Genomic DNA, 25,872 nt, shown 5'->3' on the forward strand with positions numbered 1-25,872 from the left:
CTCCCATAAAAACTGGGAGGATTCTATTATTCTTCTATGTCTTCAATCCGCGGCATCGCTGAAAGTGCTCCCGGTTTTGTCGCACAGAGTGCCCCGAGTTTATTGCCAAAGGAGATATAATCAATCCATTCATTGTGCGTTTTCGGACGCCCTTTTAAATGAATTTGGCGAAGAATACCTGCAATAAATGCATCGCCCGCTCCAGTCGTATCGACAGGCACAACAGGTTTGACGCCTACATGTGTCATGCTGCCATCAATGACAGCGAATGTGCCAAGTTCTCCGGCAGTGACAAGTATGACAGGAACCTGATAGGGCAATAGCGTGGCGAGCCCATCTTCAAGTGTTGCTGTCTCAGTTAGGAAAAAAAGCTCCTCTTCCGTTAGTTTCAACAGATGAGTATCCTCAACAAATGACATGATTGTCTCACGGCAGAGCGCTTCACTCTTCCACCTTAACGGGCGAATATTTGCATCAACTGACAAAGGCACTCCGTACTCCTTTGCAAGACGTACTGCTTCCCGCGTAGTTTGTAGAGCCGTTGAGTGAAACATCGTGCCCGAACAAATATGCAATGCTGAAGCATTGTAAAATGCCTCAGCAAATAAATCAGCAATTTCCACTTGAATATTAGGCGTTTCATCAATATATGTATGGAAAATGCGATCATTATCTTCTGTCAAATGAACATAAACACCGCTCACCCGTTTATCACTTTTCAGTTTCGCGAACGTCAAGTCGACGCCTTCTTTCTGTAACTCTTCCCGCACAAATTCGGAAGTCGTATCATCCCCCGTCACGGTAATGAAAGCGGAAGAAGCGCCAAGCCTAGCAATTCCAGCCGCCACATTGACCGTGGCGCCGCCAAGAAACGTTGTGAATGTCAAATTGGACTGGTCTTCCGCTATATAATCGACGAATGCATCACCGTAAATAAGGACATGCTTTTTCTGTGTATAACTCATTCATAAACTCCCCGCAATTTCATTTTTTTAATCGTATCATGGAATACTCGTTACAGGAAGGGGAGGAATTATGCTAGATGAATTCTGACTTCAATGACTTTGTAGAACCACAAAACGGATGTCACCTTGTCGTCAGACTTCCGACCTGTCAACCTTTCCCTTATCGTGATATACTGATCTAATGGAACAGGAGGATTTATCTTATGAAACAGTGGATTTATCCGTTACTTATCGTCTTTGCGGCGAGTTGCTACGGAATTCTTTCAACGATTATTAAACTGGCGATTCAAGATGGTTTTACTGCTGCTGAAGCAGTAACAAGCCAATACTTCGTCGGTTTTTTCATTGCTCTTATCATTTTCGTCATTGTACGACGTAAAATCCCAAAATTCAGTGGCGGTGTTACACTTCTGCTTGCGGGTTTATTTACTGCAACGACAGGAACAGTCTACGGCCAGGCAATTGAATACATGCCCGCATCTCTGGCGGTTGTCATGTTGTTCCAATTCACCTGGGTCGGGATGCTGTTCGATTGCATCGCCAAAAGGCGACTTCCTAAACGGATTGAAGTCATTTCACTTCTATTCCTATTCGGGGGGACCATACTTGCAGCCGGAATCATCGATGCAGATCTTAGCGGGATTCCTTGGCAAGGCTGGGCATGGGGAATGGCTTCGGCTGTCAGCTTTGCATCCTTCGTTATGATTAACTCAAGACAAGTGGAAGGTATGGATACGGAAACGCGTCTGCTCTTTACATCGTTTTTCGCTGCAATTGCCATCTTCTTTTTTCAAACACCAGAAATTGTCTGGAACGGGACATTATTCGGCGGCGGTTTGTGGATATATGGCTTGATTCTTGGATTGTTCGGGATCGTTATTCCGATCTACCTTTTCTCCATTGCGGTACCAAAAGTCGGAACAGCAATGACTTCTATTTTAAGTGCAGCGGAACTGCCCGTTGCCGTCACTGCGTCAGTTATCTTATTAAGCGAAGCGCTCACATTTTTCCAAGTAATCGGTATCATCATTATCGTAATCGGGATGACTTTACCCACCTTGGCACAACGTAGATTAAAATACACACGTTGACCCAAACAGCCCCACGCATTTGCAGTGGGCTGTTTTATTTATGACTCAGAAACATTTGATATAATAAGTAAATAGAGAAGGAGGATTTTCTAATGGACATTACGATTCGACAAGCACAACCAACTGATGCCGAACAGGCAGCTCCCCTTATAATTGATGCAATCGGTGATATTGCAAAAAGAATGACAGGCGAAACTGAATGGGACAAGGTGGAACTGGAACTTTGTCACCTGTTCAAGCGGGACGATAACCGGCACTCCCACCTCTATACATACATTGCTGAGCTTGATGAAAAAGTGGCTGGCATTATGGTGTTGTATGCAGGTGCAGATGCTCCTAAGCTCGATCTTAATTTAAGTGCGTGGCTTGCTAAAAAAGGCGCTACTAACTCTGAAGTGGACGCGGAGTCATTAGAAGACGAACTTTATATCGATACCGTTTGTATTGATCCCGCATTTCGCGGTAAAGGCATCGGCACAAAACTGTTTGAATATGCAGAAGTAATCGCGGAACAAAAAGAAATTGCAAAGCTTTCTTTAAATGTTGAAACGCAAAAAGAACCGGCCATTCGTCTTTATAAAAGACTCGGTTACGAAATCGTATCGCCCTGGACAATCATTGGCGAACCATTTCATCATATGGTGAAATCTATATAATGACCCATTAAATAATCCCGTTATTGTTTATTTCCTTAGACAATAACGGGATTATTTTATCATTTCTTTCTTCCACGATGGTAACAAGCGTATATAAACGCGATATTTTGCTACAATAGTAATGATAGTCAAAGGAGATCTTTATGATGAAAATTGCAATACGACAAGCGCGACCAACCGATGCAGAAGAAGCTGCCCCTCTTCTTATTGACGCAAACGGCGATATCACAAAAAGAATTACGGGAGAAACAGACTGGAAACAAGTAGAACAATCACTATGCGAGCTATTCAAGCGGGATGACAACTTACATTCCTATCTCTACACGTATATTGCCGAACTGGATGGGAAATTTGCTGGCATTATGGTTTTGTATCCGGGTGAATATGAAGCCGAGTTCGATAAAAACTTAAGCGAATGGCTCAGAAAAAAAGGTGCAACGAATTTTGACATCGACTCAGAAGCATTACCCGGTGAATTATATATAGACACCATTTGTATCAATCCAACGTTTCGTAACGTAGGCATCGGCACTCAACTATTCACCTATGCGGAAGAAATTGCAAAACAAACAGGTTATACAAAAATTGCCTTGAACGTCGAAATACAAAAAGAATCCGCCCTCCGCCTTTACAAACGTCTTGGCTATGAAATCGTATCGCCCTGGACAATCATTGGCGAACCATTTCATCATATGGTAAAAATAATTTAACAAAATAGAAACCGCCTTTTTGATTCTTACATGAGAAATCAAAAAGGCGGTTTTTTAAAAAGGAAAGTATAAGATTTTGAAACTGGAGCAGCGTCTAGCTCCGGCGCCTAGAGGCTCGGGTCATAAGTCTGTCCAGCTACACGGCAAAGGACACCGCTTCGCCGGTCCGCCTTATGCCTGTCGCCTCTACCAAGGCGCTTGCGCTTTTCTTATTTATTTAATTTCCTGCTCATTAACAAAAGCAACAAACTTATCGACAACTAAATCTAAAAACTTGAGTGTCGCTTCATCTGTCAGCTCCCCGTCTTTGAACTTTTGTCCAGCAGAGCCGATGAAGATTTCATTTCCCGCAGGGGGCATGGTATTTGCTTGGATACTCGATAATACTTGTCGTAAGTGCAACTGTGCCCTCACTGTCCCGAGTGCTCCTTGCGAAACGCCCATCGGTAAGACCGGCTTTCCCGCTATTACCTTGTCAACTCTGGATAACCATTCTAACGCACTTTTCAAAACGCCGGAGATGGACCAGTTGAATTCTGGTGTGCTGATGAGTACCGCATCCGCTTCAGCAATCATTTTCTTGTAGTTCTGTACAACTGCTGAAGGCGCCTTTTCCTCATCTTCATTGAAGAACGGAAGGCTTCCTATATCTGCAATTTCCACTTCAAAAAGGTGACTGTATCTCTTTTCAACCGTTTTTACCAACTGCATATTAAATGAATCTTTCCGCAAGCTACCGACAATCGCTACAACTTTCATTTATCCCTCTCCTTCATCTAACATATTTCATACTCTAGCATTTATTTTACACGTAAAGCTCATTTCACATACATCATCCGGCTTGGAAAAGAAATTTGTACGTTTGAAAACTTTTTACTGTTTCTCAGGGTAAGTATAGTATGGACAACGAAATACCCTTGTGATGGAAGGAGTGAAATGTGGGTGGAGACAGAAGAAATGATACGAAATATACAGGCTGGCGATAAAGAATCTTTCCGTGTCTTTTACGAAGCCTACGTGGACTATGCGATCCGAACCGCTTCTGCTATTACACGCAACCGTGAAATGGCGAAAGATGCCGTACAAGAAACATTCATCCGCGTATATCGACAAATCGGTAGCTACAATTCCGCGTTGCCTTTCGATCCATGGTTTTATCGGATTTTGACGAATGAATGCCTTCGGTACCTAAAAAAAGAATCGCCACTTTCAAAGTTCGACTATCCCGACTTGGAAAACGATCCATCCCTTACCGAAGAATCTTTCGATCATCTCTCCGATTTATACGATATGATTCAATCGCTTGATGACACACACCGGATACCGCTCATTTTAAAATATGTAAAGGGCTTCACCGAAAAGGAGATTGCGGATATCCTCGGATTGAATCACAACACCGTAAAGTCACGGTTATTCAAAGGCAGAAAACGGCTAAGAGCACAGTTGAATTTAGCGGCGAAGGAGGACGACCACAATGAGTAACTTCGACGAACGAGCAAAAAATGAAATTCATAGACGGACCGACCAAGACACGATTGGTTTAAAAGACGAAATATGGAATAGTCTAGAAAAAGAATTATTCAGCGAAGAGCGAGCTAACAAAGGAGAAATAAAGACATTGAAAAAGAAAAATCGTGTAATTCCCATTATCATTACAACTGCTGCCGCCATCGTCATTGCATTCAGTTTACAAACAGATACAGGAATGGCGTTCATTAAAGGTATTAAAGAGATGTTCGTCCCTGAAAAAGAAATTAATCAAAGCATCGAAGGTCAAGACGAAGCAACAAACGTTCATTTGAATGAAGGGACTAACTCCGAGTACATCATTTATGTCGACGAAACACGCTACAAAATGATCAACGGCAAAGAAACAGACATGATTACGACGATTGATCCATTACCTGAAAAGTACCCAGAAGTAACAATGGAAATTAAACAATTGCCTAACGAAAAACCAGAAGACCTTGTTGGCAAAGTCGAAGCAGAATTGAAGAAAGATTTCCCCGAGTTGCGAACGGTTGAGACAGTGACGGAGCCCGTCGAAGGTTATTGGCTCCACGGCATAACAGGCAGCGAGTGGGACAGTAAAGTCGTCACCGCTTATGTCATCAGCAACGGTAATAAAGGAAGCTTTGTCATTACTGAAAACTACTTCCTCGAAGCAGCGGAAGGTCACGGCGCCAGGTTCCACCATATGTTGGAGAGCTTTGAAATAATAGAGTAACGACCTTAAGGAAGCGGATGGGTGATAAACCCTACCGCTTTTTATTTTTCCATTTTAAGGGATTATACTGATTCTATGCATAACTGCGAGAATGAAAGGGTATAGATTATGTATATAGCTTTTTCCGAGAGCGTTATTCTTGTTAGGATATCTGAAAAGTGAGGTGTTGAAAAAAGATGGATGTATTCATAGTCGTAATAGACGTACTCGTAATCATATCGTATATCTTACTTATTGCTTTGATCTCCCCCTATATAATGCGATTTATCAAGAAGAGAAACCATGATATATTTTTTCAATTGTTGCCTGTTCTATCTATAATCTTTGTGAGTAGCATCGCCATTTGCATCGGTTATGGCGGTTTTCAAGAATCTCTTTTCTTCCGGTTAACAACCATCATTTCTTTTCTACTATTGCTAGTTTTGCTGTTCTTGACATTGATGATGAAAAATCTATGGAAAGAGAACTACGAAAAAATAGTAAACTGGTTATTCTCTTTTCGTAAAAAGGAAATACGCTTCCTAAAAGCCAGGTAATAGCAATAATACAATCCCCTACATGTTCCGATACGGCTATTCATTAGCCGTATCTTTTTTCTGTTTTTCAACTCCATCTCTTCACAACTGCCTACCTATCCAATCTCTTCTGTAAAAAATATTGATTAAACCCCTTTGGATGGTCCTCAAGTACACCGAACACTTCATAGCCATTTTTCCGATAAAATTCTGGCGCTTGAAAGCTGAATGTATCAAGGTGAATGAGCCTACACTCTTTAATCCTTGCAAAATTTTCAATTTTCTCCAATAAAATACTCCCATAACCTTCTTTCCTAACGCTTACATCAACCCACAGAAACTCAATATGCATATGACGCCAAAACATATTACCTGTAATGCCGCCCCTTATTTCTCCTTCGGCATCCTTTAATACAAAGCTAATATTTTCGCTTGAAGTTTTAAGTTCATTCGGCAACCGTTCCATATTATGTTCTATAACTTTACTTCGAATAAAGTCACTATCGTCTTGATTCCATTGTTCTACTATTTCCATATTACTCATCCTCCTCGTACTGCTTCCTTTGTTCATACAGAAAATGTTCCCCGACTGGATTTCACCTTATGTTAAACTTCTTTATTATATATGTTGAATTAAAGAATCCCATTGAATTTGCTGTGGCGCTCTTTAATAAGAGAATTGTAATTCGGCGTGTGGATTGAAGGTCGCTTGGCGCTTTGGGGATGCCTCCCGCCATAAGCGAAGCCACTGAAAAAGTTCTTTTTTTAGTAAGAACTAGTTGATTGTAGTGGAGAGCGGCGACTCCAGCGGGAACAGCACGAGCTGAAGACCCCGCAGGAAGAGCCGTTACGAAGAACGGCTTTTGCGAGCAAAAGCGCTAGCGTTGGGAGCACGGGGCAAGAATGCCTTAATTTCTGCAAAGAACACAGAAATACGGCAAATCGAACCCTTCGTAGTTCGATTGGCTGAAGCCGTGCCCGCGGAAACATACTAACATTAGTAGCACAAACCATGGCCATGGTTTGTGCTACTATTTTTTATGGTAGAAGTGAAGCGAAGTCGTGCGGACGCTGGAATCTTTGAATTCGTATAAGGAAACCGACTCACTTCACATCCTTATTTGAATCAGTTTAGTATGTTGGATCTTCGAGATCGTGTATAAGAAAGTGGAATCGATAAGGCAATGTGAAGGCTTCTATGAAACATAAGAGGAGGATGTAGGATGAATAATGTAGTTGCTTTTGACGTGAGTATGGGAAAAAGTACAATGGTGGTGTACGATCACAATCAACATTGCCGATTCGAGGGCGAAATGGAACATACAGTCACTGGGTTCATGTGGCTAAAAGAGAAGTTGGACAATTTGAAAGAACAATCTGGCCGAACACCTGAGATCGTGTTTGAAGCTACCGGGGTCTACTCACAAGGACTGGAACGCTTTCTTAAGGAGGAATGTTATCCATACAAAAGGCTAAATCCCCTACAAGCGAAGCTGCAAATGGCCTCTATGCGCAGAAATAAGACAGACATTAGTGACGCACATGAGTTAGCCAAGTCCCATTTCAAGGTCGACCGTGAAGAAACGTATGTCCAGGAGGCCTACTTTGAACAAATGCGTGCGTTGGGGCGTTACTACGACGATGTAGAGAAAGAGATTCAGCAGTATTCGAATCGATTACACGCCTTTCTGCAGCTGAGTTTTCCAGCACTGGAAAAGGTGTTCTCCAAAAGGTCGGTCTTGTTTTTAAATGTGATTCAATTGTATCCCCATCCAGATTGTCTAAAAGGTCAGTCAAAGGAAGTAATTACGAAACACATCAAACAAGCCACTTATAAGCACCTCTCGATTCACAAAGCAGAAGAGAAAACGATGGAACTGCTCATTGCTGCAGAGGACACATATCCAGCTATCAAACAGGACGATGTTCGGTGCCTGCACTTAAAAGAAGACGCGGCCCGTATAGTAGAGCTAAGACAAAAGAAGAATGAAATCATTAAGCAGATGGTGGCACTCTCCAAAGAACGCATGGATTTCCAAGTACTTGTATCCTTTCCGGGCATCGGAGTACCTACAGCAGTCCGGCTTATCGCAGAATTGGGGGATATCCGTCGCTTCAAGAATCCGAAACAGGTAAATGCCTACGCAGGAATTGATATCCAACGGTATCAATCCGGGAAGCTGCAGTACCAGGATCGGATAAATAAGCGAGGGAACCGTAGGTTGAGAAAAATCCTATATTTCATGGTGATGTCCATGATTTCTTTGCGACAACGAACGAAGAATACCATTGTCGACTATTATGATCATTTAAAAAAGCAACCTCAGAGGAAACCTCATAAGGTTGCGGTCATAGCTTGTGTGAATAAGTTCTTGAAAGTCGCATTTCACCTTATTCAACACAGAGTCCTTTTTGATTACGAAGCAGCCCAAACCAGTTCGTAATAAGGATATCCAAACTATAGCACAGAAGACCTTTCGAAAAAATAGATAATCGTCAGGTTTATTTGTGCTACTTAAATTCTCTAGCGGAGACCCCACGTATTCCTATCCTTTCTTGATTTCTCTCTTGTTGCTTGTAGTGGAAGCGCTCGACTCCTGCGGGAATAGCATGAGCCTTGAGACCCCGCAGGGAGCGAAGCGGACGAGGAGGCTCAAGCCATGCCCGCGGAAAGCGAGCGCTGGAACGAAAAGCAATTGCCTTGGGCTATTCTTTATTCCCCCACCAATTTTTTTAGAAATTACTTGACTAGAGGTAAGAAAGCGTCCGCTCGGAACGGAAATCAACGGGATTGAAGGAAATCATACTTTTTCAGTACCCTCCCATAAGCCTGGATTAGCGCTTCGCATCCAGTCTTACGGCTTCGGCGACCCCTTTGCCGCGCCTGCGCTAGGGTGTTCATTATCGAGAGAAATGTGATTTTGAGATGTATATTGCGAGATTATAAGGTGAGTTCTAGTTGACACTAATTATATTCAAGAAAGATGCACTCCAGGTTGCAGATTTCAGCACAGATAACGAAATGCTCATACTCACATAGGCCCTCCGCAAAGCGTCGAAACGGTATTAGCAGGGCTTCTTATTCATTTCAAGTGTTGAGAGTTTTTCAGTGACCTCCTAAAAGCCCTTGTAAAGTTCATATGCCGTATTCATTTGTTCAACATATATCACGTCTGTTGATTAACCATTTATTTGCATAAAATACTGGTGAGTAGGGCGTGGAAAAATCCACTTCACTGGATCATTTCCGGTTCGCTTTCGGCGAAATAATCAAGACACATTTACCGAGAGGCATGTGTGGCTAGAAGTGACTCCGTCACTTCTAGCCACACTTTTTTCGATAATCCTGTTGCAAATATTTGCCTGTCGCGTACCTACAATATTCAAGTGAAAAATGCAGTTATGTTTGAAGGAAACGAATAGATGACTTTCTTTAGAGATTGTAAGTGCCCGAAGATGCAATTTCGGGCACACTTGCACGTTGTACAATGCGTTCCTTCCTTAATTTTAGCAAAGATTATGCATGTAATCATGTTATACCTTATTGAAAGTGACACTTCTTTACTAGTAAAAAAAGAAAACCCTAAAGAAATTTTCAGCCGCCAAAATTGCATCTTTGGCGGCTTTTATCCAGGTAGATGCCACTCTATTCTTTCGTCCCAAAAAGCTTTAGCACTTCGTGTACTTATGCATTTGGAGCGCGATGGATGAAGGATCACCATAGGATTACCGAAAAAAATATGTAGGGATGCGACAAGGTCGCATCCCTACACATCCAGACATCTCGGTAATCGTATAGAAGCCATTCAATACAAAGCAATCCAAATCAACTATACACGTAGCGCCCAGCAGGTGATCATGTTATTCACTGGTTAATCTTGGTTAATCAACAGGTGTGAACATATATATAAGAATTTCTTTAAATCCGCTTTGGGGATGCCTACGCTCAGTTTATATACGGTATTTATCAAGCCAATATATATGAGTATTTATTTACTGCATGCAAATATTAAAAATAAGGGGATTCTCATTCGTCTCGCATATTCCTCATCACTTTTAAAGTTCTCACGACGTGGACTACATTCGCTTAATTCTTCTATAGTAAATCCTGCATTTTTCAATTCCTTAAAATAATCTTCTGTTGTACGATGATATTTGACGACTTCTTCGTCAATCCATGGCTCTACCCGTTTTCCAGTATGGAAATAGTCATCCACTATCCAATCTGTCCGTGCCGATTTTGTTGCACTTTGCACTGAAGACGTTAAGATTGGATGTTGAACACTAAAAACAAATAGCCCATCTTCTGTTAAGGCGTTGTATATCTGTTTAAACACAGGTTCTACGTTTTCCAAATAATGCAGGGCCAATCGAGAAACGACCAAGTTATAGTGGTCCAGTGGAAAATCCCAGGCTTCCATCGATGAATGATGGATTTTACTAGTCGTGCGATCTAAGACACTTACTGCCTTTTGGACCATATTGAGCGAACCCTCCACTCCTTCATAAAAAACACAGCCTTGTTTCAGTAGCTCTACCCCGAATTCAGCATCACCACAACCTAAATCTAATACTTTTTTTCCAGCAATATCACCCATCAGCTCCATTAAAACAGGCTTTTCAATGCTGTTGTTCGGACTTTCTGCTCTATGTCTTCTTGTTATATAGTTATCAAAGAATTCATCATTATCATAAACCGCGGCACCTTTGTATTCCCAAAAAAGTCCTCCCTTACAAGTAGTTCAAATATTGTCTCCTATTCTTCTACTTTTATCATTATACTAGTAAGTTCCTCTCCAAACACACCTTCAATTTCGATTGATGCTAGCTAATTTATTAGGTTTTATTGAAAATGTGAGAGAAATTCTTTTTCAATACGTTGTATAAGGTGTAAAAACTTTTACACAAAAGTAAGGAGAATCGTTATATGAAGTCTAATGAGACAAATTTTATTAAACGATTAAAGCGACAGGAAGAAGACGCGTTAGAATTTGTCGTCGACACCTATTTACCATTAATTAAGGGGATAACGTATAAAGTTCTCATTCCCTTGAAAGACAACGGTGTTATAGATGAATGTATTAATGATATTTTTCTATCAATCTGGAACAACTCGAAAAAGTTCAAGGGAGAATCAACTGATTTCAGAAAATGGATTTGTGCTATCGCCAAGTTTAAAGCAATCGATTATTACAGAAAAGCTAGTAAGGAGATGGAGTTCTCGTCAGATTACATGGATTTGAATGCGGACCTTTCTGCTGAAGATGAGCTGATTTTGCTAGAAAATCGATCCGAATTGGTCAAATTGATAAATCAACTTGGATCTGTGGAACGAGAAATTTTCATCATGAAGTTCTTTCTTGGTCTCAAAACGGAGGAGATATCTAAAAAACTCGGTCTGACTGTAGCTTCCATTGATAATCGAGTTTACAGAGGGAAAAAGAAGCTAAATGAAAAGGTGACGAGCCTTGAGTTGGGAGAGAGTAGAGCATGAAGGATATCTATGAATTATTGAATGACGCACCTATAGACGACGATGAATTCGCAGAAATGGAAGTCACTGGATTTGAAAAAGCTAAAGTGAAAAGCGCTCTCAAAAAATCCATAACCACAAAAAAGAAAAGAAAAGGTTGGAAAGTAAAGATTGCGGCGGCTGCAATGATTGTAGGTCTATCGGTTACAACATTTGGATTAACCTTTCCTGCTTATGCTAGCAATATTCCTATCATAGGGGATATCTTCAGATTCATGGATAATGGAAAAACAGGTCTTTATGATAATTACAAGGACTATTCCACTGAAATGAATATGACACAGGAAAGCAATGGCATCAAAGTGACCATTAATGATGCAATTTTTGACGGAAAAACTGTTGCCATCACCTATTCAATCGAAAGTGAGAAGGATTTAGGAGATGATATCACAACATTTGGCTCACCTGATATTAAAGGATCCACAGGAATGGCAGGAAGTTCTAAAATTTCTAAAGTGGATGATTATCATTATGTGGGATTATATAGAGCCACACCTATTGACTTAGCTTCAATAGGAAAAGATTCAGTCGATATAAAATGGAGTTTGGATGGTTTCATCCAACACGGCACTGTGGAAAAGGTAGAAGGAAATTGGAAATTTGCATTCTCACTAAAAGCGACGGAAAGCCAAGTACAATTAAGTAACCAGAGCATTGAAAAAAGTGGAGTTAAAATAAATATCGAAAAGATATCCTATTCGCCAATGTCCTTTATCGTTTCTTACGACCAAGAGGTTGCCAAACAGGTCAGTGATAAATGGCATGATGTCTATGTTGAACTAGAAGTAAAAGATGACTTAGGGAATGTATACTCCGGCGAAGGGAATGGAGGATTGGGAAAGAACATCTATAATATGAGCTTGAGTGAGACATTCAAAAAGCTAAAACCGAGTGCAACGAAACTTATTATAACTCCCCATGTCACTTTCAGAAGTCACGATTCTACTAATTCTGGCGGAGTCGAGTTTACAAAAGACGGACCGAAAGAAATTCCCATACCTACAAAATCCGGGATAGGGAAAGAGGAATTTATATTGGAAGACATCATTATTGAATTAGAAAAATAGTCTGATGAAATCTATGTTAAGGCATAATTAATCACAAGGAGCTACAAACCGCTATGGTTTCAGCTCCTTTTTTCATTGGTATAGTATCGACTTATCTACTAAAGGCAATATTAAATTCAATACGCCGACATTATTGAGTTAACCCTAAATAATAGTACCTTGCATTCCTAATTGAATTATTCAACTCAAAGGCTGTTTGAAAAGCAATATAGAATGTAATCTCCCCTAGAGCAATAATATCAGTAATAATTACTTTGGTAGTGTAAAGGCTATTTTTCATCTTAAAGTCCGCAAAAAGGTTTCACTCAACTCTTTTCGTATACGCGTAATATGCTCTTCCATCAGTTTCTTTGATTCCTGAGCATTGCCCGAAGCAATTGCCACGTAAATTTCTTTATGTTCCTTGAATGTATCTTCGTAACGAGTTTCATCTGAAAAACGGTGTTTCCGAGTTGCACGAATTGTATCTTCCATTCGTTCGGTTAGCGTCTGAACTAGATTAATGAGTAATTGATTATGCGTAGCTTGTACGATTTGCAAATGGAAATGCAGATCAGCCTGTACCCCCGCCTCTGTATCTTCCCCGGATGTAGCCATCTGTTCCAATGATTGACGAATCTTTTCCAAGTCTGAGGAAGTTGCACGTTGTGCAGCAAGAGATGCGGATTCAACTTCCAATGCACGGCGCAACTCCAACATTTCATAGACCAAATTGTTTTCAGCCTGAATAATCGCAGTGGAAAGTGCTTCGCTTACTAATTGGCCTTCAGGCACTTTTATGAAACTCCCCCCGCCTTGTCTGATCTCAATAGAACCGCTAATTTCCAACGCCTGTAGCGCCTCTCTCACAGAAGTCCTGCTCACCCCAAAAAGACTTGCCAGTTCTCTTTCGGGCGGCAGCTTATCACCCGATTTCAGTTTTCCATTTAAAAAGAGTTCTTCTATCTTTTCAACAATTAGTTCATAGGTTTTTTTCTTTTGTGTCATCAATAACTTCACCCCGATTTGTACTTTTAACGATACCAACCATAGTTAGAATAATCAATAACATAAAATAAGTGTTGAATTTTTCAGATTATTGGTTATAATTATAAACATTGGTTGGACCAAAATCTAATAATTTAAAATTGATTAAACCTTTGGTATGACTACTTATCTAGTAGAGGGAGAGAATACAAAATGACAATATCTACAGAAAATATAATTGAAGCACTAAGAACCGTGCTTAAGAACGATCAGGTGACAGTCAATGAAACCGTAAGAGAACTTCACGGCAGGGATGAATCATATCACGCGGCAATGCTTCCGGATATTGTTGTTTTTCCGGAGTCCACTAAAGATGTAAGCAACGTGATGAAAGTTTCGAAAGAATACCAAATTGCCGTCGTACCATTCGGTCTCGGTTCTAGCCTAGAAGGACATATAATCCCTTCCAAAGGTGGAATCACGATTGATTTTTCGCTTATGAATAAAGTTCTTGAAGTCCGGGAGAATGACTTTCTAGTTAAAGTACAGCCCGGCGTGACCCGTACACAGTTAAATAAAGAACTGAAAAAGTATGGGCTTTTTTTCTCAGTCGACCCGGGCGCTGATGCAACACTGGGCGGAATGGCGGCAACAAATGCAAGTGGAACAACGACCGTTAAATACGGAGTCATGCGTGATCAAGTACGCGATTTGGAAGTTGTTTTGGCAGATGGAACGGTCATTCATACGGGGAATATGGCAGCAAAATCTGCGTCTGGTCTTCACTTGAACGGTCTTTTCGTCGGATCTGAAGGTACGCTTGGCTGCTTTACAGAATTAACACTTCGTGTGTATGGCATTCCAGAACATGTCACGGCAGCACGAGCTTCCTTTCCTACTGTCAATGATGCCGTTGAGGCTGTCGTGTCCATTTTGCAGGCGGGCATTCCGATTGCGCGGGTCGAGTTGGTCGATGAACCCTCTATAAAACAGGCGAATCTATACAGTGAGACTAACTATAAAGAAAAGCCGACGCTATTTTTGGAGTTTCATGGCAATGAAGCAGGGTTGAAACAAGATGTTGATTTCACAACAGAAATTGTAAAAGATCATATGTGTGAAGATATCGAATTTGAAACTGACAACGCTGGACGCAATAGGTTGTGGGAAGCGCGGCATAATTTAGCTTATGCCTTCATCCATGGTTATCCGGGAAAAAAGATGATGGTAACGGATGTTTGTCTTCCGATTTCAGAATTGGCAGGTGCAGTCGGTCATGCGCGTGAAACAGTTGAGTCACTTGAATTGACAGGTGGAATTGTCGGCCACGTCGGCGATGGCAACTTCCACGTATTGCTGATGATGGATATGAATGATCCCGAAGAACTTGCGAAAGCCGATGAGTTAAATGAACGAATTGTTATGTATGCACTTGAACGTGGCGGCACATGTACTGGAGAGCATGGCGTTGGTATCGGTAAACAGAAATACCAGGAACAAGAGCATGGTTCAGCACTCATCGTTATGGAAAAAATAAAAAAAGCCCTTGATCCCGACAACTTACTTAATCCAAATAAAAACGTGAAGATGAACTAGGAGGGAATCTATTATGAAAAAGCTTGAAGCACTCAGTACAATTGCCGGAAAATACTTTGCCTTTTTGGTTATCATTATTGCTGCCATCGCCTTCATGGTTCCAGCTCCTTTTTTAGGATTAGGCGACTATATTGCGATTTTACTAGGAGTCGTCATGTTCGGAATGGGACTGACGCTAAAACCGGTGGATTTTAAAATTGTTCTGACAAAACCGTTGCCCGTAATTATTGGTGTTGGGGCTCAATTCATCATCATGCCCCTTGTTGCTTTCGCATTAGCCCACTTGCTCAAGTTACCCCCTGAATTGGCAGCAGGTTTAGTGCTTCTAGGGTGCGTTCCAGGTGGTACGGCTTCCAATGTTATGGTTTATCTTGCGAAAGGGAATCTTGCATTGTCAGTTGCAATGACTTCTCTTTCCACTTTACTAGCTCCAGTCGTAACACCGTTCTTGCTGCTTTTACTTGCGGGACAATGGCTGCCGGTTGACCCGGTGTCGATGTTTATGTCGATTGTTCAAGTGATTATCATTCCGATTGTATTAGGACTTGCCGTTCAGAAATTTTTCCCGAAAGCTGTCGAAAAAGGTGTTTCGGTCGTTCCTCTCATTTCAGTAGCTGCGATTTTAATCATCGTATCAGCTGTCACTGCCGCCAATGCGGGTAATGTTGCAAGTTCAGGACTTATTGTTTTCATTGCCGTTTTCCTTCATAATGGATTCGGCCTGCTGCTTGGCTACTTGACAGCGGTAATGCTCGGTCTGAACGAAAATGATCGACGGGCCATTTCGATTGAAGTTGGCATGCAAAACTCTGGATTAGGCGTCACGCTAGCGACTGCGCACTTTAGTCCGCTCGCAGCATTGCCGAGCGTATGGGGTGCCATTTGGCATAATATTTCAGGTCCGATTCTCGCAACAATTTGGTCGAAGAAAGCGATTGTTGACGAGAAAGATGAAACAGACGTATTGCAAACCAAGGTTTTATCCCCTGCTGGTAAGCTTCAAGAGTAAACAGAAAAGAGTGCCAAATCCCCAGTGGATTTGGCACTCTTTTTAATTGTTCAAAATCAGCATCCGTTTGATGGTGGCTATCATTCAAACAATTATTTGACGAGCCAACCTTTCACAATTTTTCTGATCAAAGAAATCAATGTATTTTGACGCATCTTTAAAATAAGGATTCAATGGTTTTTTATTGATAATAATTTCTTTCATCCATCCCACAACCTCATCGATTGTATTCGCTTTATATCCATATAAATCCGTGTCCAGATTTAAGTAAGAACCTCTCATCTCTAGAAATTCTTCTTGATCAAAAGTAAAGAAGATAATTGGTTTGTTCATGTACAGGAAGTCCCAAGAAATGCTCGAGTAATCCGTGAGCAACATATCGGCTTCGATGACTTCCCGACCAATGGACAATTCATTAAAACTGAAAAATTCTACTTTCCCTCCGGCAGCTCCCAGGCCATTGAAATGATGCTCAAACTTTTTCATGAATGGATGCAGGATGACTTTCACCTGCAAATCATACGTTGACACCAAAGTTGCCATCCTTTTATTATTTACAAGCTTTACGGTGTTAAGGAAATAATCGCTTGCAAGAAATTCCTCATCTGATAATCCAAAAAGCCATTCCCGCCATGTCAGCATAATAAGAACCTTTTTCACTTCAACTGCAGGTCGGTCTGGACCAAATCGATCAAACCTCGCCATCCCCGTAACAATGAGCTTTTCCTCCGGTATGCCCCATTCGGTCAACTTAATGTCTTTTTCATAGTTCGATGCACAATTGAAGTAATTACACCTTGCAAGAAGTGGGACATCTTCTTTTTGAATAAGGATTTTTTTAAAGCATTCAATCCCGTGACTGATGTGTATCATGACCGTTTTCCGATTCATGAATATATATTTATCGATTGAAGGTGCAATATCATAAGCGATTGAGTGACCATGGATTGTATAGGCCGCCTTGAAGAATAGTAAATAGTTGCGGAAACTTCCTAGTGCAATACCATTTGGTATCCCCTGCTTTTGAACGTAGGATGTTCGGGGATCGTACATCCAATAAATTTCTAACTCATCCTTGTAATGATCAACCAAATAGCGATGGAATACGGAAGCATTGTCTTCATATTTCACTCCCAAATTCCCGCCGACCAATACAATTTTCTTTTCTGGTTTCTTTACAGATAGTTTTGAAATCGTATATGCCGCAATCACTTTGAAAAATAGTTTAATTGGTACGAACTTACTTCTCTCTTTTAATTCCATCTAAAGCCCCCCTTCCTTAATTTATCTAAATCCCCCTTTTTCAACAAATTAAAACAACTAGTAGTTTATATTTTCAGTTTAATGGGTATAGTAATCTACTGGCTTTGATACATTTCAACAGATTACTTTAATCCATTTAATAAACAGAAAGGAGAAATCTAATTTGCATAAGAAAATTTTGTTCATTTCAGATCATGGCGATCCGCTCGCTCCGCTTGGCAGTGAGCAAGCAGGCGGCCAAAATAATTATGTAAAACAGCTTGCACTGGCTCTTGAAAGGAAAGGTAATCGCGTGGATGTTGTGACACATTGGGCGAATCCTTCCGATCCACAAATCGAGACTTTCAGTAACTTTTGCCGTGTTATTAGAATTGGGGCCGGCTCTAAAACATATATCCCTAAAAATAAAATGCTTGCTATATTACCCGACTTCTATGAGGAGATGGGACAGACAATCAAGATCGCATCCTATGATCTCGTCCATACACATTATTGGCTCTCAGGATTGTTGGGTACATTTGTCAAGAAAGACTATCGCCTTCCATGGATTCATACAAATCATTCATTGGGAGTGGCAAAAGAAAGTGCAACCGGTATTGCAGAGCCTACGCGCCTTACTGCTGAAAAACTAATTTTGAGTTCAACAGACAGCATTGTCGCAACGACGGAAAATGAAAAATCCCTCATCCGGAGCTTCGTATATAATCCCTCTCCGATTACTGTCATTCCGATTGGTACCGCTAACCAATTTCAACCATTTTTTAACGAAGCTGAAACAGCAACTCATCCCTATTTCGCTTTTGCAGGAAGACTCGAAAAAACAAAAGGGATTTATACATTGGTCAATGCTTTTCGCAGACTTGTTGAAAAACAGGATATTCCAGCCTCCACTAAACTCATCATTGCCGGCGGAGATTCAGAAAATGTAAATGTCTTCAACAAACTGCCGAAAAAGACCAAGCTGAAGACAGCAATCATAGGTCTGGAAAGCCGGATTGACTTTATCGGTTCACAATCTCAGCAACAGCTTGCATCCCTTTTCAACAATGCAGTAGCAACGATTGTCCCTTCTTATTATGAATCCTTCGGGATGGTGGCCGCTGAAGCGCAAGCCTGTGGAAGCCCTGTTATTGCATCGAAGGTGGGCGGCCTGAAAGACGTCGTGAAAAACAGGATCACCGGGCTTCATATCGAAAAAGGTAATGAAAAAAGTTTAGCTTATGCCATGAAAACTCTGCTTTCCAATCCGACCTTAGCTAACGAACTCGGAAAAAAAGCGGCGACTTTTGCAAACCTTGAATTCAAGTGGCCTGTACTAGCAAAAAGAATGGATACATTGTATGAGGTGGTAATAAATGAAAAGAAAACCCTATATGCTGGCGACCGATCTCGACGGTACGCTAGTCGGTGATAAAGAAGGGCTTCACAGCCTTCTTCGTTATTATGAGGACTCACACTATGACGTAGCACTTGTCTATATAACAGGCAGACACTTGGTCTCAGCGCTTTCTCTGATACGCGCTGAAGGATTACCGATGCCCGACGTTCTAATTTCAGACGTCGGTACAGTAATTTATACAACGGAATGGCTGGTTGAAGATAAGGAGTGGACGAAAAAGATGCAGGCGGATTGGCAACCCGAGCTGGTTGTTGAGCTAGGCTCTTCCATCCCTGCCCTTGCCAGGCAACCTCTGCCAGACAATCGTCGCATTTCATTCACTACTCAATCGGACGAAGCCGTCGTATCTCAGCTGGAAAAAGCGCTTATCGAGGATAATATTTCCCACAAGTTAATTTTCAGCTCTAATCGTGATGTAGATATCCTTCCGGCAAGCAGCGGAAAAGGACAAGCTTTAGCTTATGTGATGGACAAATATGCCTACCCAGATGTCAATGTCCTTGTCGCCGGGGATTCTGGTAATGACGTTGAAATGCTCTCCCTTGGCCATCCTTCTGTTATTGTAGGCAATGCCCAAGCCGAGCTTGCTTCAATGGAACCACATCCTCGGCTATATCGGGCTGCGAAGGATTGTGCAGGAGGTATTCAGGAGGCTTGGATACATTTCTATGGAGAGTAAACAAAAATACGAGCACATTTGGATTCCTTGACAATAATTGTCGAGTGCTAAATGTGTTTTTTCATTTCCACCTTATTACCTTCCAGTGGTAAACTATAGAAAAAAGTACTGGGGGTAATAGGTTGTTAAAAGATCGCTTGTATTATGCAGATTCTTATTGTAAATCTTTCACCACAAATATTCTCAAGGAAGCTCAAGATCCGGACAGCAATTATTATGTCGTTTTGGAAAATACAGCGTTTTATCCGACAGGCGGCGGTCAACCGCATGACACGGGGACATTGAATGGTATTCAAGTACTCAATGTGGAGGAAGTGGAGAATGAAATTCGTCATACACTGGCTGAAAGCCTCGGTTCTGCGAATCAAGTGGAGGGCGTCATCGACTGGGAGCGTCGCTTTGATCATATGCAACAGCATGCAGGACAGCATATTCTGTCAGCTGCATTTGTTGAACTACTTGGCTTTCCAACAGTAAGTTTTCATTTAGGAAGAGAAATTGTATCGATTGACTTGGATGTTGAAGAAGTATCTCCTGAACAATTGAATGCGGTGGAAAAGTTAGCAAATGATATTATATTAGAAAATAGACAAATTGAAATAAAATGGGTGACTGAAGATGAGCTTCATCACTATCCCCTTCGCAAGCAACTGGCAGTGACAGACGAAATCCGGCTTGTTATCATTCCCGATTATGACTACAACGGCTGTGGCGGTACGCATCCAAGTTCAACGGGACAAGCACGTATGCTGAAGATTTTATCAACCGAGAAGCATCGTGGAAAAGTGCGCGTGCATTTTGTTTGCGGCGGGCGTGTGTTGCAGCAATTACAACGGAAAAACCTGGAGTTGGCAGTAACGTCCAGATTGTTAAGCGCACCTGATGGTGGTGTTGCGGAGGCGGTACAGAAGTTATTGGAGACGAATCACTCACTGGAGAAGTCGTTGGCAGATGCGCAAGAAGCATTATTGGTATTCGAAGCGAAAGCGTTATTGGACCAACGAGATCAAGGCATTGTGAAAGCCCTATTTACAGGTAGAACTGTTCAGCAATTACAGAAACTTGCCCGCCTCCTTGTAGCTGAATCAGATGATATACTTGTACTTCTTGTTGCTGAAAATAATGATCGATTGCAATTTGTCGCAACTCGAGGAACTTCTGTACAAATGAGCATGAAGCAAGTATCATCTGCCATACTTCCCCTTATAAAAGGCAAAGGCGGCGGGAATGATATGTTTGTTCAAGGCGGCGGTGAACGCTTAGTGTCTGCAGAACAGTTGCTGACTGTGATGGAAGAGTCATGCAACAAAGATTGGGTTACATGAAACTTTAGTCAAATCGAACAGTAAATAGGTGAAGGGGTGACAACAATGAAAAAATACCTGATCTTTATCTTTAGTTTTGCAGCACTGTATATACTCTTTCAACTTTCAACAGGAGCGATTCTTACAGTTCTCTATAAGCCAGACTTATCTTCTATGACGGCTATTTCAAATCAGGAAGTCGTATTTGAAAAGACTTCTAACATTCCCTTCTTCTCCATCTTTATCTTCCTATCATCGACAATTGCCTATTTCCTTTCGCAAAAAATAGGGAGAACCTCAAAAGCCTCAACTGATCTTTTGAGATTGTAAACTGATGGAAATTTATAAAAGGACCGCACTTAACATTTTTAACAACTACTAAAACATTCGAAAAACTCAGCAGGGGGTAATTAATAATGCATAAAACAGAAGAAATCTTAGAAGCGAAAAGTTATATTCTTAGTAAAACAAATACTATTCCTGAAATAGGAATTATACTAGGATCTGGATTGGGCGGACTTGCCGATGAGATAGAAAATGGAGTGGTCATTCCATACGAGGACATTCCCTTTTTCTCGAAATCAGCTGCAGTTGGTCATGCGAATGAGTTAGTTATCGGTAATCTAGAAGGAAAAACAGTCGTGGCCATGAAAGGACGTTATCACTTTTACGAAGGATACTCGCTAGATGAAGTTACCTTCCCTGTCAGAGTGATGAAAGCATTAGGGATAGAAAAACTCATTATCACGAACGCATGCGGAGCGGTAAATACTGATTTTAATCCGGGCGAGTTAATGCTAATTACAGATCACCTTAATTTAGTTGGCATTAATCCATTGATCGGTAAAAATAACGATGATTTAGGAACGCGTTTCCCAGATGTTTCTGAAGTTTATAACCGGGAAATGAGAAATACGGCGTTACAAGTTGCTCGAGAGAATGACATCACATTAAGGGAAGGCATATATGGCTGGTGGAGTGGTCCTGTTTATGAAACTCCTGCTGAAATCCGGATGATCCGCATTTTAGGTGCAGATGCAGTTGGTATGTCAACAGTGCCTGAAGCAGTTGTCGCTATTCATTCGGGAATTAAGGTATTAGGAATATCTTGCTTAACAAATATGGCATGCGGCATTTTAGATGAACCATTAAGCCATAAGGATGTAATTGAAGTTGCTGCGAAGTCTCGAAATTCATTTGTGCATTTAATTAAAAACGTCTTGAAAAGAATTTAAATAAGAAAAGCGCAAGGCGCCTGCTAGACGCGACAGGCATAAGTCAATCCAGCGACGTGGCGCTCTTTGCCACATAGCTGGATTGCTTGTGACCCGAGCGGCTGGCGCCTGGAGTCTAGACACCGACCCCAGTTGAAAAACTTATACTTTCTTATTCTTTAAAAAATGATGACTATAAAGTGATGTTTGTTACTTTGAAAAGCCTTCTGGGAACTCTACCCGGAAGGCTTTTCGCATACTTTCAAGTTTAACTTATTAATAAACTTCAAAGTTCTGACCCGTTTGTAAACCGAACACACTTTTTTCAAAAGCATGGACTACACGACTTACAGGTACTGCTTCAAACCCTTGAAAAAGAGTACTAAGTCTGTGCCAAGATTCTTGTAAGACATTTGGACTTACGCAATTAATGCGAATCCCTCTTGGCATTTCAATAGCCGCAGCTTTAACAAAAGCCCTGACGCCGCCGTTTGCCAGAGCTGCTGAAGCTCCTTTAGCGATTGGATCATCCATCATAATCCCCGTCGTTAACGTGAAACTTCCACCATCGTTCATATTATCAAAACCTAAAAGAACTAGATTAACTTGCCCTTTCAGTTTGCTATCAATTCCTATCTCATTCAATTCTGGTGTCATATCCGTAACTGCATCAAAATGAGCACGACCTGCTGCATTAATAACCGCATCGACTTTGCCAATTTGTTCATACATTTTTTTGATACTTTCTACTGACGTAATATCAACAGATACATCAGCACCATTTCGTCCCGCGCGGATCACCTCGTGGTTTTTCTTTAATTCTTCAGTAACCGCATTGCCAATCGTTCCGCTCGCACCCACAACAAGTATTTTAATATGTAATCCTCCTTTTTAAGTGTCTAACGTCAACTAGTTATTCTTTCATCATACTTATCAAATGCATCACTTATGAAAAGTGTTCCGATTCATTCTTAATAGGTGTACCGGCAACTCATCCAAAATACTCCACAATAATTTGAATGATTAAAAGTACAGTGACAACACGAAGTATCGGTTTGACGTGCTCTGTTTTCAACTTACGCGCGAGGCGAACACCGAGTTGCGCACCACTTATTGAACCAAGCATTAATGCAATCGTAAGTGGCCAAATGATTTTACCCGTCGAAATGTAACTGATTGACGCCCCAAAACAGCTTGAAAAAATCATGATACGGGATAATCCAACAGCTCTCAAATAAGATACTTTCAATCGAGCATACAAGTACAACGCCAATGTTCCGCTACCTGGACCAAACACGCCATCGTAAATACCTATACCATACAATGATGTAGCACTTTTTTTTGTTACACGAAATGATTCACTGCCATCAAAGTCCGCTTTTCCAAGAAATGATGTGATGAATGCGAATGTTAATAGTATAATTGCAATAATAATCATCCATTCCTCTTTTAGGAAGGATGCAATAACCCCACCGGTAATTCCTCCAGCAAGACTAATTGGGACAACTGTAAGCGCCTCTTTGACTGTTACTTCCTTATTTTTATAAATCACAAGAAAACTTGAAAATGAGCTCACCGTATTTGATACTTTATTCGCTCCGATTGCCGAGTGAACAGGCAATCCCATCAGCAACATGGCCGGTAAACTGATAAGTCCCCCTCCCCCTGCTAATGTACCAAGAGTTGTTGCAGCAAAGCCGATGAAGTAAAGCATAATGTACTCCATATTGCATCCTTCTTTCTGTGAAAACCTCTATACATATAGCATATTCAACCTATCTACATAAGTAAATTCAATTGAATGAATCAAAACGCATTCGAAATACTAATGACTTATTTCGAGAGCTGACATTCGGAACGCTTGCAAGAATAGTTATCCCATTCATTAAAACTCTATGAGTGATTTTGATTCCAAATGTATTGGAAAACGCTCCTACCGATTTATCCGGGGAGCGTTTTATATTACGATTGCTTATAGAAATTGAAAGAAAGAATTCCTTTAAATACGCTTCGGCGCTTTGAGGATGCATCCCGCCATTAGTTTTACCGCTAAACTTTCAGATTTATGGCTTCGGCTACCCCAGTAAGGCGCCTAAACAATTTTTACAAGTTTCCATACTTCCATCATATAATTAATAAGCCCGACTGAACCACACGGTATGTTTCGCTTCTTTTCCGCAATTGATGCAAGTCGACTTCGTAGCCGGTGGATTGAATGGTATATTACGTGTCGTGAATTTCGTTTCTGTTTTCACTTGTTCCTCACAAGCGTCATCTCCGCACCATCCCGCAAGGATCCATCCAGGGATTTCTCCGCCTTCAGTTGAATCCGCAATATGAGTTGTTAATTGTGCAAGTGAATCAACATGTATATGGGAGTGTTTTTCACGGAATGTACGGGCTTTGTCCAATAAGCGTGTTTGCATTGTCGCTAATTCTTCTTCAATTTTTGCGACGAGTACGGAAAGCTCCACAGCTTCTTTTTCGTCTTCATCTCGTGCTTTGATGAGCGCTTGATTTTTTTCTAAATCACGTGGTCCTAATTCTACTCGAACCGGTACGCCTTTCAATTCCCACTCATTGAACTTGTAACCTGGTGATTGATCGGAGTCGTCTAAACGCACACGAATTCCTTTTGCTTTTAACTCCGCAAAAATCCCATCTAGTTTCTCCATAATTTCAGGGTTTTTCTTCCATGGCCCTACCGGAATTAATATGACCTGTGTTGGTGCAACACGCGGTGGTAGTACAAGACCTTGTTCATCCCCATGAACCATGATGACAGAACCAATCAATCGTGTGGAAGTTCCCCATGATGTTGTATGAACAAATTCATGCTTATTTTCTTTATTTAGATACTTAATATCAAATGCTTCCGCAAATTTCGTTCCTAAGTAATGTGAAGTTCCCGCTTGAACAGCCTTTCCGTCCCTCATCATTGCTTCGATGGAATACGTATCCACTGCTCCTGCAAAACGCTCGGAAGGCGTCTTTTGACCATCATATACTGGAATCGCCAGCAACTCTTCGACAACTTCTTTATAAATGTTGAGCATTTGCATCGTTTCAGCACGTGCTTCTTCTTCATCCACGTGAGCTGTATGCCCTTCTTGCCATAAAAACTCAGACGTCCGAATGAACGGAAGTGTTTTCTTTTCCCAACGGAAGACGTTCGCCCATTGGTTAATTAACACGGGTAGATCTCGATAGCTTTTAATCCAATCTGAATAGAGATGCCCGATCATCGTCTCAGAAGTTGGACGAAGTGCTAAACGCTCCTCTAGTTTTTCACCCGCAGCTTCGGTAACCCAAGGGAGTTCTGGTGAAAACCCTTCGATATGATCCTTCTCTTTTTCGAAAAATGACTCTGGAATCAGCATTGGGAAATAGGCATTACGATGTCCCGTTTCTTTAAAACGTTTATCCATCTCAGCCTGGATATGTTCCCAAATTTCATAACCATCCGGTTTGAATGCAATGCACCCGCGAACTGGCGTGTAATCCATTAAATCCGCCTTTTTAATTGTGTCGATATACCAGCTTGTAAAATCATTTTTCTGTTGATTGGTCATTAATTTCCCCTCCTAAAATAATAAAGAAATCCTTCGGTTGCCTGAAATCTGGACATCAAAAAAGCACAAAGTTGCCCTTATAATAAGGACGTCTTTGTGCTGAATG

Annotated in this window: 24 protein-coding genes and 1 other annotated feature (1 of these 25 cut by a window edge); of the genes, 15 read left to right on the forward strand and 9 right to left on the reverse strand. The window is 41.2% G+C overall.

Annotated features, from left to right (window positions below; translation table 11 throughout):
• Positions 1-26: 26 nt before the first annotated feature.
• Positions 27-965 carry a carbohydrate kinase family protein gene (locus tag MKZ11_RS02845; RefSeq protein WP_340792548.1) on the reverse strand — a complete coding sequence of 313 codons (939 nt, stop codon included), beginning with the start codon at positions 963-965 and terminating at the stop codon, positions 27-29.
• A gap of 203 nt (positions 966-1,168) precedes the next feature.
• On the opposite strand from MKZ11_RS02845, the gene MKZ11_RS02850 reads away from it, so the two are divergent.
• From MKZ11_RS02850 to MKZ11_RS02860, 3 genes are all read left to right on the forward strand, one after another.
• Positions 1,169-2,056 (forward strand): DMT family transporter, encoded by an 888-nt coding sequence (locus MKZ11_RS02850; protein ID WP_340792549.1) that lies wholly within the window; start codon positions 1,169-1,171, stop codon positions 2,054-2,056.
• A 92-nt stretch (positions 2,057-2,148) separates the two neighbouring features.
• Positions 2,149-2,712 (forward strand): GNAT family N-acetyltransferase, encoded by a 564-nt coding sequence (locus tag MKZ11_RS02855; RefSeq protein ID WP_340792550.1) that lies wholly within the window; start codon positions 2,149-2,151, stop codon positions 2,710-2,712.
• Between the two features lie 146 nt (positions 2,713-2,858).
• On the forward strand, positions 2,859-3,422 hold the full coding sequence (locus MKZ11_RS02860; RefSeq protein ID WP_340792551.1) for a GNAT family N-acetyltransferase: 564 nt from the start codon (positions 2,859-2,861) through the stop codon (positions 3,420-3,422).
• 213 nt (positions 3,423-3,635) lie between these two features.
• On the opposite strand, the gene MKZ11_RS02865 is transcribed toward MKZ11_RS02860, so the two are convergent.
• Positions 3,636-4,181, reverse strand: a complete 546-nt coding sequence (locus tag MKZ11_RS02865) for an NADPH-dependent FMN reductase (protein ID WP_340792552.1) — start codon at positions 4,179-4,181, stop codon at positions 3,636-3,638.
• A gap of 183 nt (positions 4,182-4,364) precedes the next feature.
• Here MKZ11_RS02865 and MKZ11_RS02870 point away from each other — a divergent pair, with 183 nt between their 5' ends.
• On the forward strand, positions 4,365-4,904 hold the full coding sequence (locus MKZ11_RS02870; protein WP_340792553.1) for an RNA polymerase sigma factor: 540 nt from the start codon (positions 4,365-4,367) through the stop codon (positions 4,902-4,904).
• Positions 4,897-5,649, forward strand: coding sequence for a hypothetical protein (locus MKZ11_RS02875; RefSeq protein ID WP_340792554.1), 753 nt, complete (start codon positions 4,897-4,899; stop codon positions 5,647-5,649). The genes MKZ11_RS02870 and MKZ11_RS02875 overlap by 8 nt, the downstream gene beginning before the upstream one ends.
• Before the next feature lie 627 nt (positions 5,650-6,276).
• Here MKZ11_RS02875 and MKZ11_RS02880 read toward each other — a convergent pair.
• Positions 6,277-6,699: a GNAT family N-acetyltransferase gene (locus MKZ11_RS02880; protein ID WP_340792555.1), complete on the reverse strand. Its 423-nt coding sequence runs from the start codon at positions 6,697-6,699 to the stop codon at positions 6,277-6,279.
• A 688-nt stretch (positions 6,700-7,387) separates the two neighbouring features.
• On the opposite strand from MKZ11_RS02880, the gene MKZ11_RS02885 reads away from it, so the two are divergent.
• A complete protein-coding gene (locus MKZ11_RS02885; RefSeq protein ID WP_340792556.1) occupies positions 7,388-8,608 on the forward strand; it encodes an IS110 family transposase in 1,221 nt (406 codons plus the stop codon).
• Positions 8,609-10,153: 1,545 nt separating this feature from the next.
• Here the strand turns inward: MKZ11_RS02885 and MKZ11_RS02890 are convergent.
• On the reverse strand, positions 10,154-10,771 hold the full coding sequence (locus tag MKZ11_RS02890; protein ID WP_340792557.1) for a class I SAM-dependent DNA methyltransferase: 618 nt from the start codon (positions 10,769-10,771) through the stop codon (positions 10,154-10,156).
• Between the two features lie 320 nt (positions 10,772-11,091).
• Between MKZ11_RS02890 and MKZ11_RS02895 the strand changes: the two genes are divergently transcribed.
• Positions 11,092-11,658 (forward strand): sigma-70 family RNA polymerase sigma factor, encoded by a 567-nt coding sequence (locus MKZ11_RS02895; protein ID WP_340792558.1) that lies wholly within the window; start codon positions 11,092-11,094, stop codon positions 11,656-11,658.
• Positions 11,655-12,764, forward strand: coding sequence for a DUF4179 domain-containing protein (locus MKZ11_RS02900; RefSeq protein WP_340792559.1), 1,110 nt, complete (start codon positions 11,655-11,657; stop codon positions 12,762-12,764). Before MKZ11_RS02895 ends, MKZ11_RS02900 begins: the two co-directional genes overlap by 4 nt.
• A 276-nt stretch (positions 12,765-13,040) precedes the next feature.
• Here the strand turns inward: MKZ11_RS02900 and MKZ11_RS02905 are convergent, their stop codons facing one another.
• Positions 13,041-13,751 carry a FadR/GntR family transcriptional regulator gene (locus MKZ11_RS02905; RefSeq protein ID WP_340792560.1) on the reverse strand — a complete coding sequence of 237 codons (711 nt, stop codon included), beginning with the start codon at positions 13,749-13,751 and terminating at the stop codon, positions 13,041-13,043.
• A 192-nt stretch (positions 13,752-13,943) separates the two neighbouring features.
• Here MKZ11_RS02905 and MKZ11_RS02910 point away from each other — a divergent pair, with 192 nt between their 5' ends.
• Together MKZ11_RS02910 and MKZ11_RS02915 are read left to right on the forward strand one after the other, a co-directional pair.
• The gene (locus MKZ11_RS02910; protein ID WP_340792561.1) at positions 13,944-15,326 is read left to right on the forward strand and encodes an FAD-binding oxidoreductase; all 1,383 of its coding nucleotides are present in this window, start codon (positions 13,944-13,946) and stop codon (positions 15,324-15,326) included.
• Positions 15,327-15,339: 13 nt separating this feature from the next.
• Positions 15,340-16,335 carry a bile acid:sodium symporter family protein gene (locus MKZ11_RS02915; protein ID WP_340792562.1) on the forward strand — a complete coding sequence of 332 codons (996 nt, stop codon included), beginning with the start codon at positions 15,340-15,342 and terminating at the stop codon, positions 16,333-16,335.
• Between the two features lie 84 nt (positions 16,336-16,419).
• Here MKZ11_RS02915 and MKZ11_RS02920 read toward each other — a convergent pair whose 3' ends face one another.
• On the reverse strand, positions 16,420-17,598 hold the full coding sequence (locus MKZ11_RS02920) for a CDP-glycerol glycerophosphotransferase family protein (RefSeq protein ID WP_340792563.1): 1,179 nt from the start codon (positions 17,596-17,598) through the stop codon (positions 16,420-16,422).
• A gap of 163 nt (positions 17,599-17,761) precedes the next feature.
• Between MKZ11_RS02920 and MKZ11_RS02925 the strand changes: the two genes are divergently transcribed.
• From MKZ11_RS02925 to MKZ11_RS02945, 5 genes are all read left to right on the forward strand, one after another.
• A complete protein-coding gene (locus MKZ11_RS02925) occupies positions 17,762-19,009 on the forward strand; it encodes a glycosyltransferase (protein WP_340792564.1) in 1,248 nt (415 codons plus the stop codon).
• Positions 18,954-19,676, forward strand: a complete 723-nt coding sequence (locus tag MKZ11_RS02930; RefSeq protein ID WP_340792565.1) for an HAD-IIB family hydrolase — start codon at positions 18,954-18,956, stop codon at positions 19,674-19,676. Before MKZ11_RS02925 ends, MKZ11_RS02930 begins: the two co-directional genes overlap by 56 nt.
• A 122-nt stretch (positions 19,677-19,798) precedes the next feature.
• Complete coding sequence (locus MKZ11_RS02935; RefSeq protein ID WP_340792566.1) at positions 19,799-21,001, forward strand: alanyl-tRNA editing protein; 1,203 nt, start codon at positions 19,799-19,801, stop codon at positions 20,999-21,001.
• Between the two features lie 45 nt (positions 21,002-21,046).
• Entirely contained in the window at positions 21,047-21,310 is a 264-nt protein-coding gene (locus MKZ11_RS02940; RefSeq protein WP_340792567.1) for a hypothetical protein, read from the forward strand.
• 86 nt (positions 21,311-21,396) lie between these two features.
• Entirely contained in the window at positions 21,397-22,215 is an 819-nt protein-coding gene (locus tag MKZ11_RS02945; protein WP_340792568.1) for a purine-nucleoside phosphorylase, read from the forward strand.
• Between the two features lie 255 nt (positions 22,216-22,470).
• On the opposite strand, the gene MKZ11_RS02950 is transcribed toward MKZ11_RS02945, so the two are convergent.
• The 3 genes from MKZ11_RS02950 to proS all read right to left on the reverse strand — a co-directional run bounded on the left by MKZ11_RS02950 (position 22,471) and on the right by proS (position 25,766).
• The gene (locus MKZ11_RS02950) at positions 22,471-23,070 is read right to left on the reverse strand and encodes a short chain dehydrogenase (RefSeq protein ID WP_340796899.1); all 600 of its coding nucleotides are present in this window, start codon (positions 23,068-23,070) and stop codon (positions 22,471-22,473) included.
• 115 nt (positions 23,071-23,185) lie between these two features.
• On the reverse strand, positions 23,186-23,920 hold the full coding sequence (locus MKZ11_RS02955; protein ID WP_340792569.1) for a sulfite exporter TauE/SafE family protein: 735 nt from the start codon (positions 23,918-23,920) through the stop codon (positions 23,186-23,188).
• Between the two features lie 406 nt (positions 23,921-24,326).
• Positions 24,327-25,766: a proline--tRNA ligase gene (gene proS, locus MKZ11_RS02960; protein WP_340792570.1), complete on the reverse strand. Its 1,440-nt coding sequence runs from the start codon at positions 25,764-25,766 to the stop codon at positions 24,327-24,329.
• A gap of 81 nt (positions 25,767-25,847) precedes the next feature.
• Positions 25,848-25,872: a binding site (T-box leader), on the reverse strand (it continues 199 nt past the right edge of the window).

This window comes from Sporosarcina sp. FSL K6-1508 (genome assembly GCF_038007465.1).
GTDB classification, from domain to species: domain Bacteria; phylum Bacillota; class Bacilli; order Bacillales_A; family Planococcaceae; genus Sporosarcina; species Sporosarcina psychrophila_B.

Coding starts and splice junctions, on each gene's coding strand:
- MKZ11_RS02845 (WP_340792548.1), bottom strand. CDS start 965: ATGAGTTATACACAGAAAAAGCATGTCCTTATTTACGGTGATGCATTC.
- MKZ11_RS02850 (WP_340792549.1), top strand. CDS start 1,169: ATGAAACAGTGGATTTATCCGTTACTTATCGTCTTTGCGGCGAGTTGC.
- MKZ11_RS02855 (WP_340792550.1), top strand. CDS start 2,149: ATGGACATTACGATTCGACAAGCACAACCAACTGATGCCGAACAGGCA.
- MKZ11_RS02860 (WP_340792551.1), top strand. CDS start 2,859: ATGAAAATTGCAATACGACAAGCGCGACCAACCGATGCAGAAGAAGCT.
- MKZ11_RS02865 (WP_340792552.1), bottom strand. CDS start 4,181: ATGAAAGTTGTAGCGATTGTCGGTAGCTTGCGGAAAGATTCATTTAAT.
- MKZ11_RS02875 (WP_340792554.1), top strand. CDS start 4,897: ATGAGTAACTTCGACGAACGAGCAAAAAATGAAATTCATAGACGGACC.
- MKZ11_RS02880 (WP_340792555.1), bottom strand. CDS start 6,699: ATGGAAATAGTAGAACAATGGAATCAAGACGATAGTGACTTTATTCGA.
- MKZ11_RS02885 (WP_340792556.1), top strand. CDS start 7,388: ATGAATAATGTAGTTGCTTTTGACGTGAGTATGGGAAAAAGTACAATG.
- MKZ11_RS02890 (WP_340792557.1), bottom strand. CDS start 10,771: ATGGAGCTGATGGGTGATATTGCTGGAAAAAAAGTATTAGATTTAGGT.
- MKZ11_RS02895 (WP_340792558.1), top strand. CDS start 11,092: ATGAAGTCTAATGAGACAAATTTTATTAAACGATTAAAGCGACAGGAA.
- MKZ11_RS02900 (WP_340792559.1), top strand. CDS start 11,655: ATGAAGGATATCTATGAATTATTGAATGACGCACCTATAGACGACGAT.
- MKZ11_RS02905 (WP_340792560.1), bottom strand. CDS start 13,751: ATGACACAAAAGAAAAAAACCTATGAACTAATTGTTGAAAAGATAGAA.
- MKZ11_RS02910 (WP_340792561.1), top strand. CDS start 13,944: ATGACAATATCTACAGAAAATATAATTGAAGCACTAAGAACCGTGCTT.
- MKZ11_RS02915 (WP_340792562.1), top strand. CDS start 15,340: ATGAAAAAGCTTGAAGCACTCAGTACAATTGCCGGAAAATACTTTGCC.
- MKZ11_RS02920 (WP_340792563.1), bottom strand. CDS start 17,598: ATGGAATTAAAAGAGAGAAGTAAGTTCGTACCAATTAAACTATTTTTC.
- MKZ11_RS02930 (WP_340792565.1), top strand. CDS start 18,954: ATGAAAAGAAAACCCTATATGCTGGCGACCGATCTCGACGGTACGCTA.
- MKZ11_RS02940 (WP_340792567.1), top strand. CDS start 21,047: ATGAAAAAATACCTGATCTTTATCTTTAGTTTTGCAGCACTGTATATA.
- MKZ11_RS02945 (WP_340792568.1), top strand. CDS start 21,397: ATGCATAAAACAGAAGAAATCTTAGAAGCGAAAAGTTATATTCTTAGT.
- MKZ11_RS02955 (WP_340792569.1), bottom strand. CDS start 23,920: ATGGAGTACATTATGCTTTACTTCATCGGCTTTGCTGCAACAACTCTT.
- proS (WP_340792570.1), bottom strand. CDS start 25,766: ATGACCAATCAACAGAAAAATGATTTTACAAGCTGGTATATCGACACA.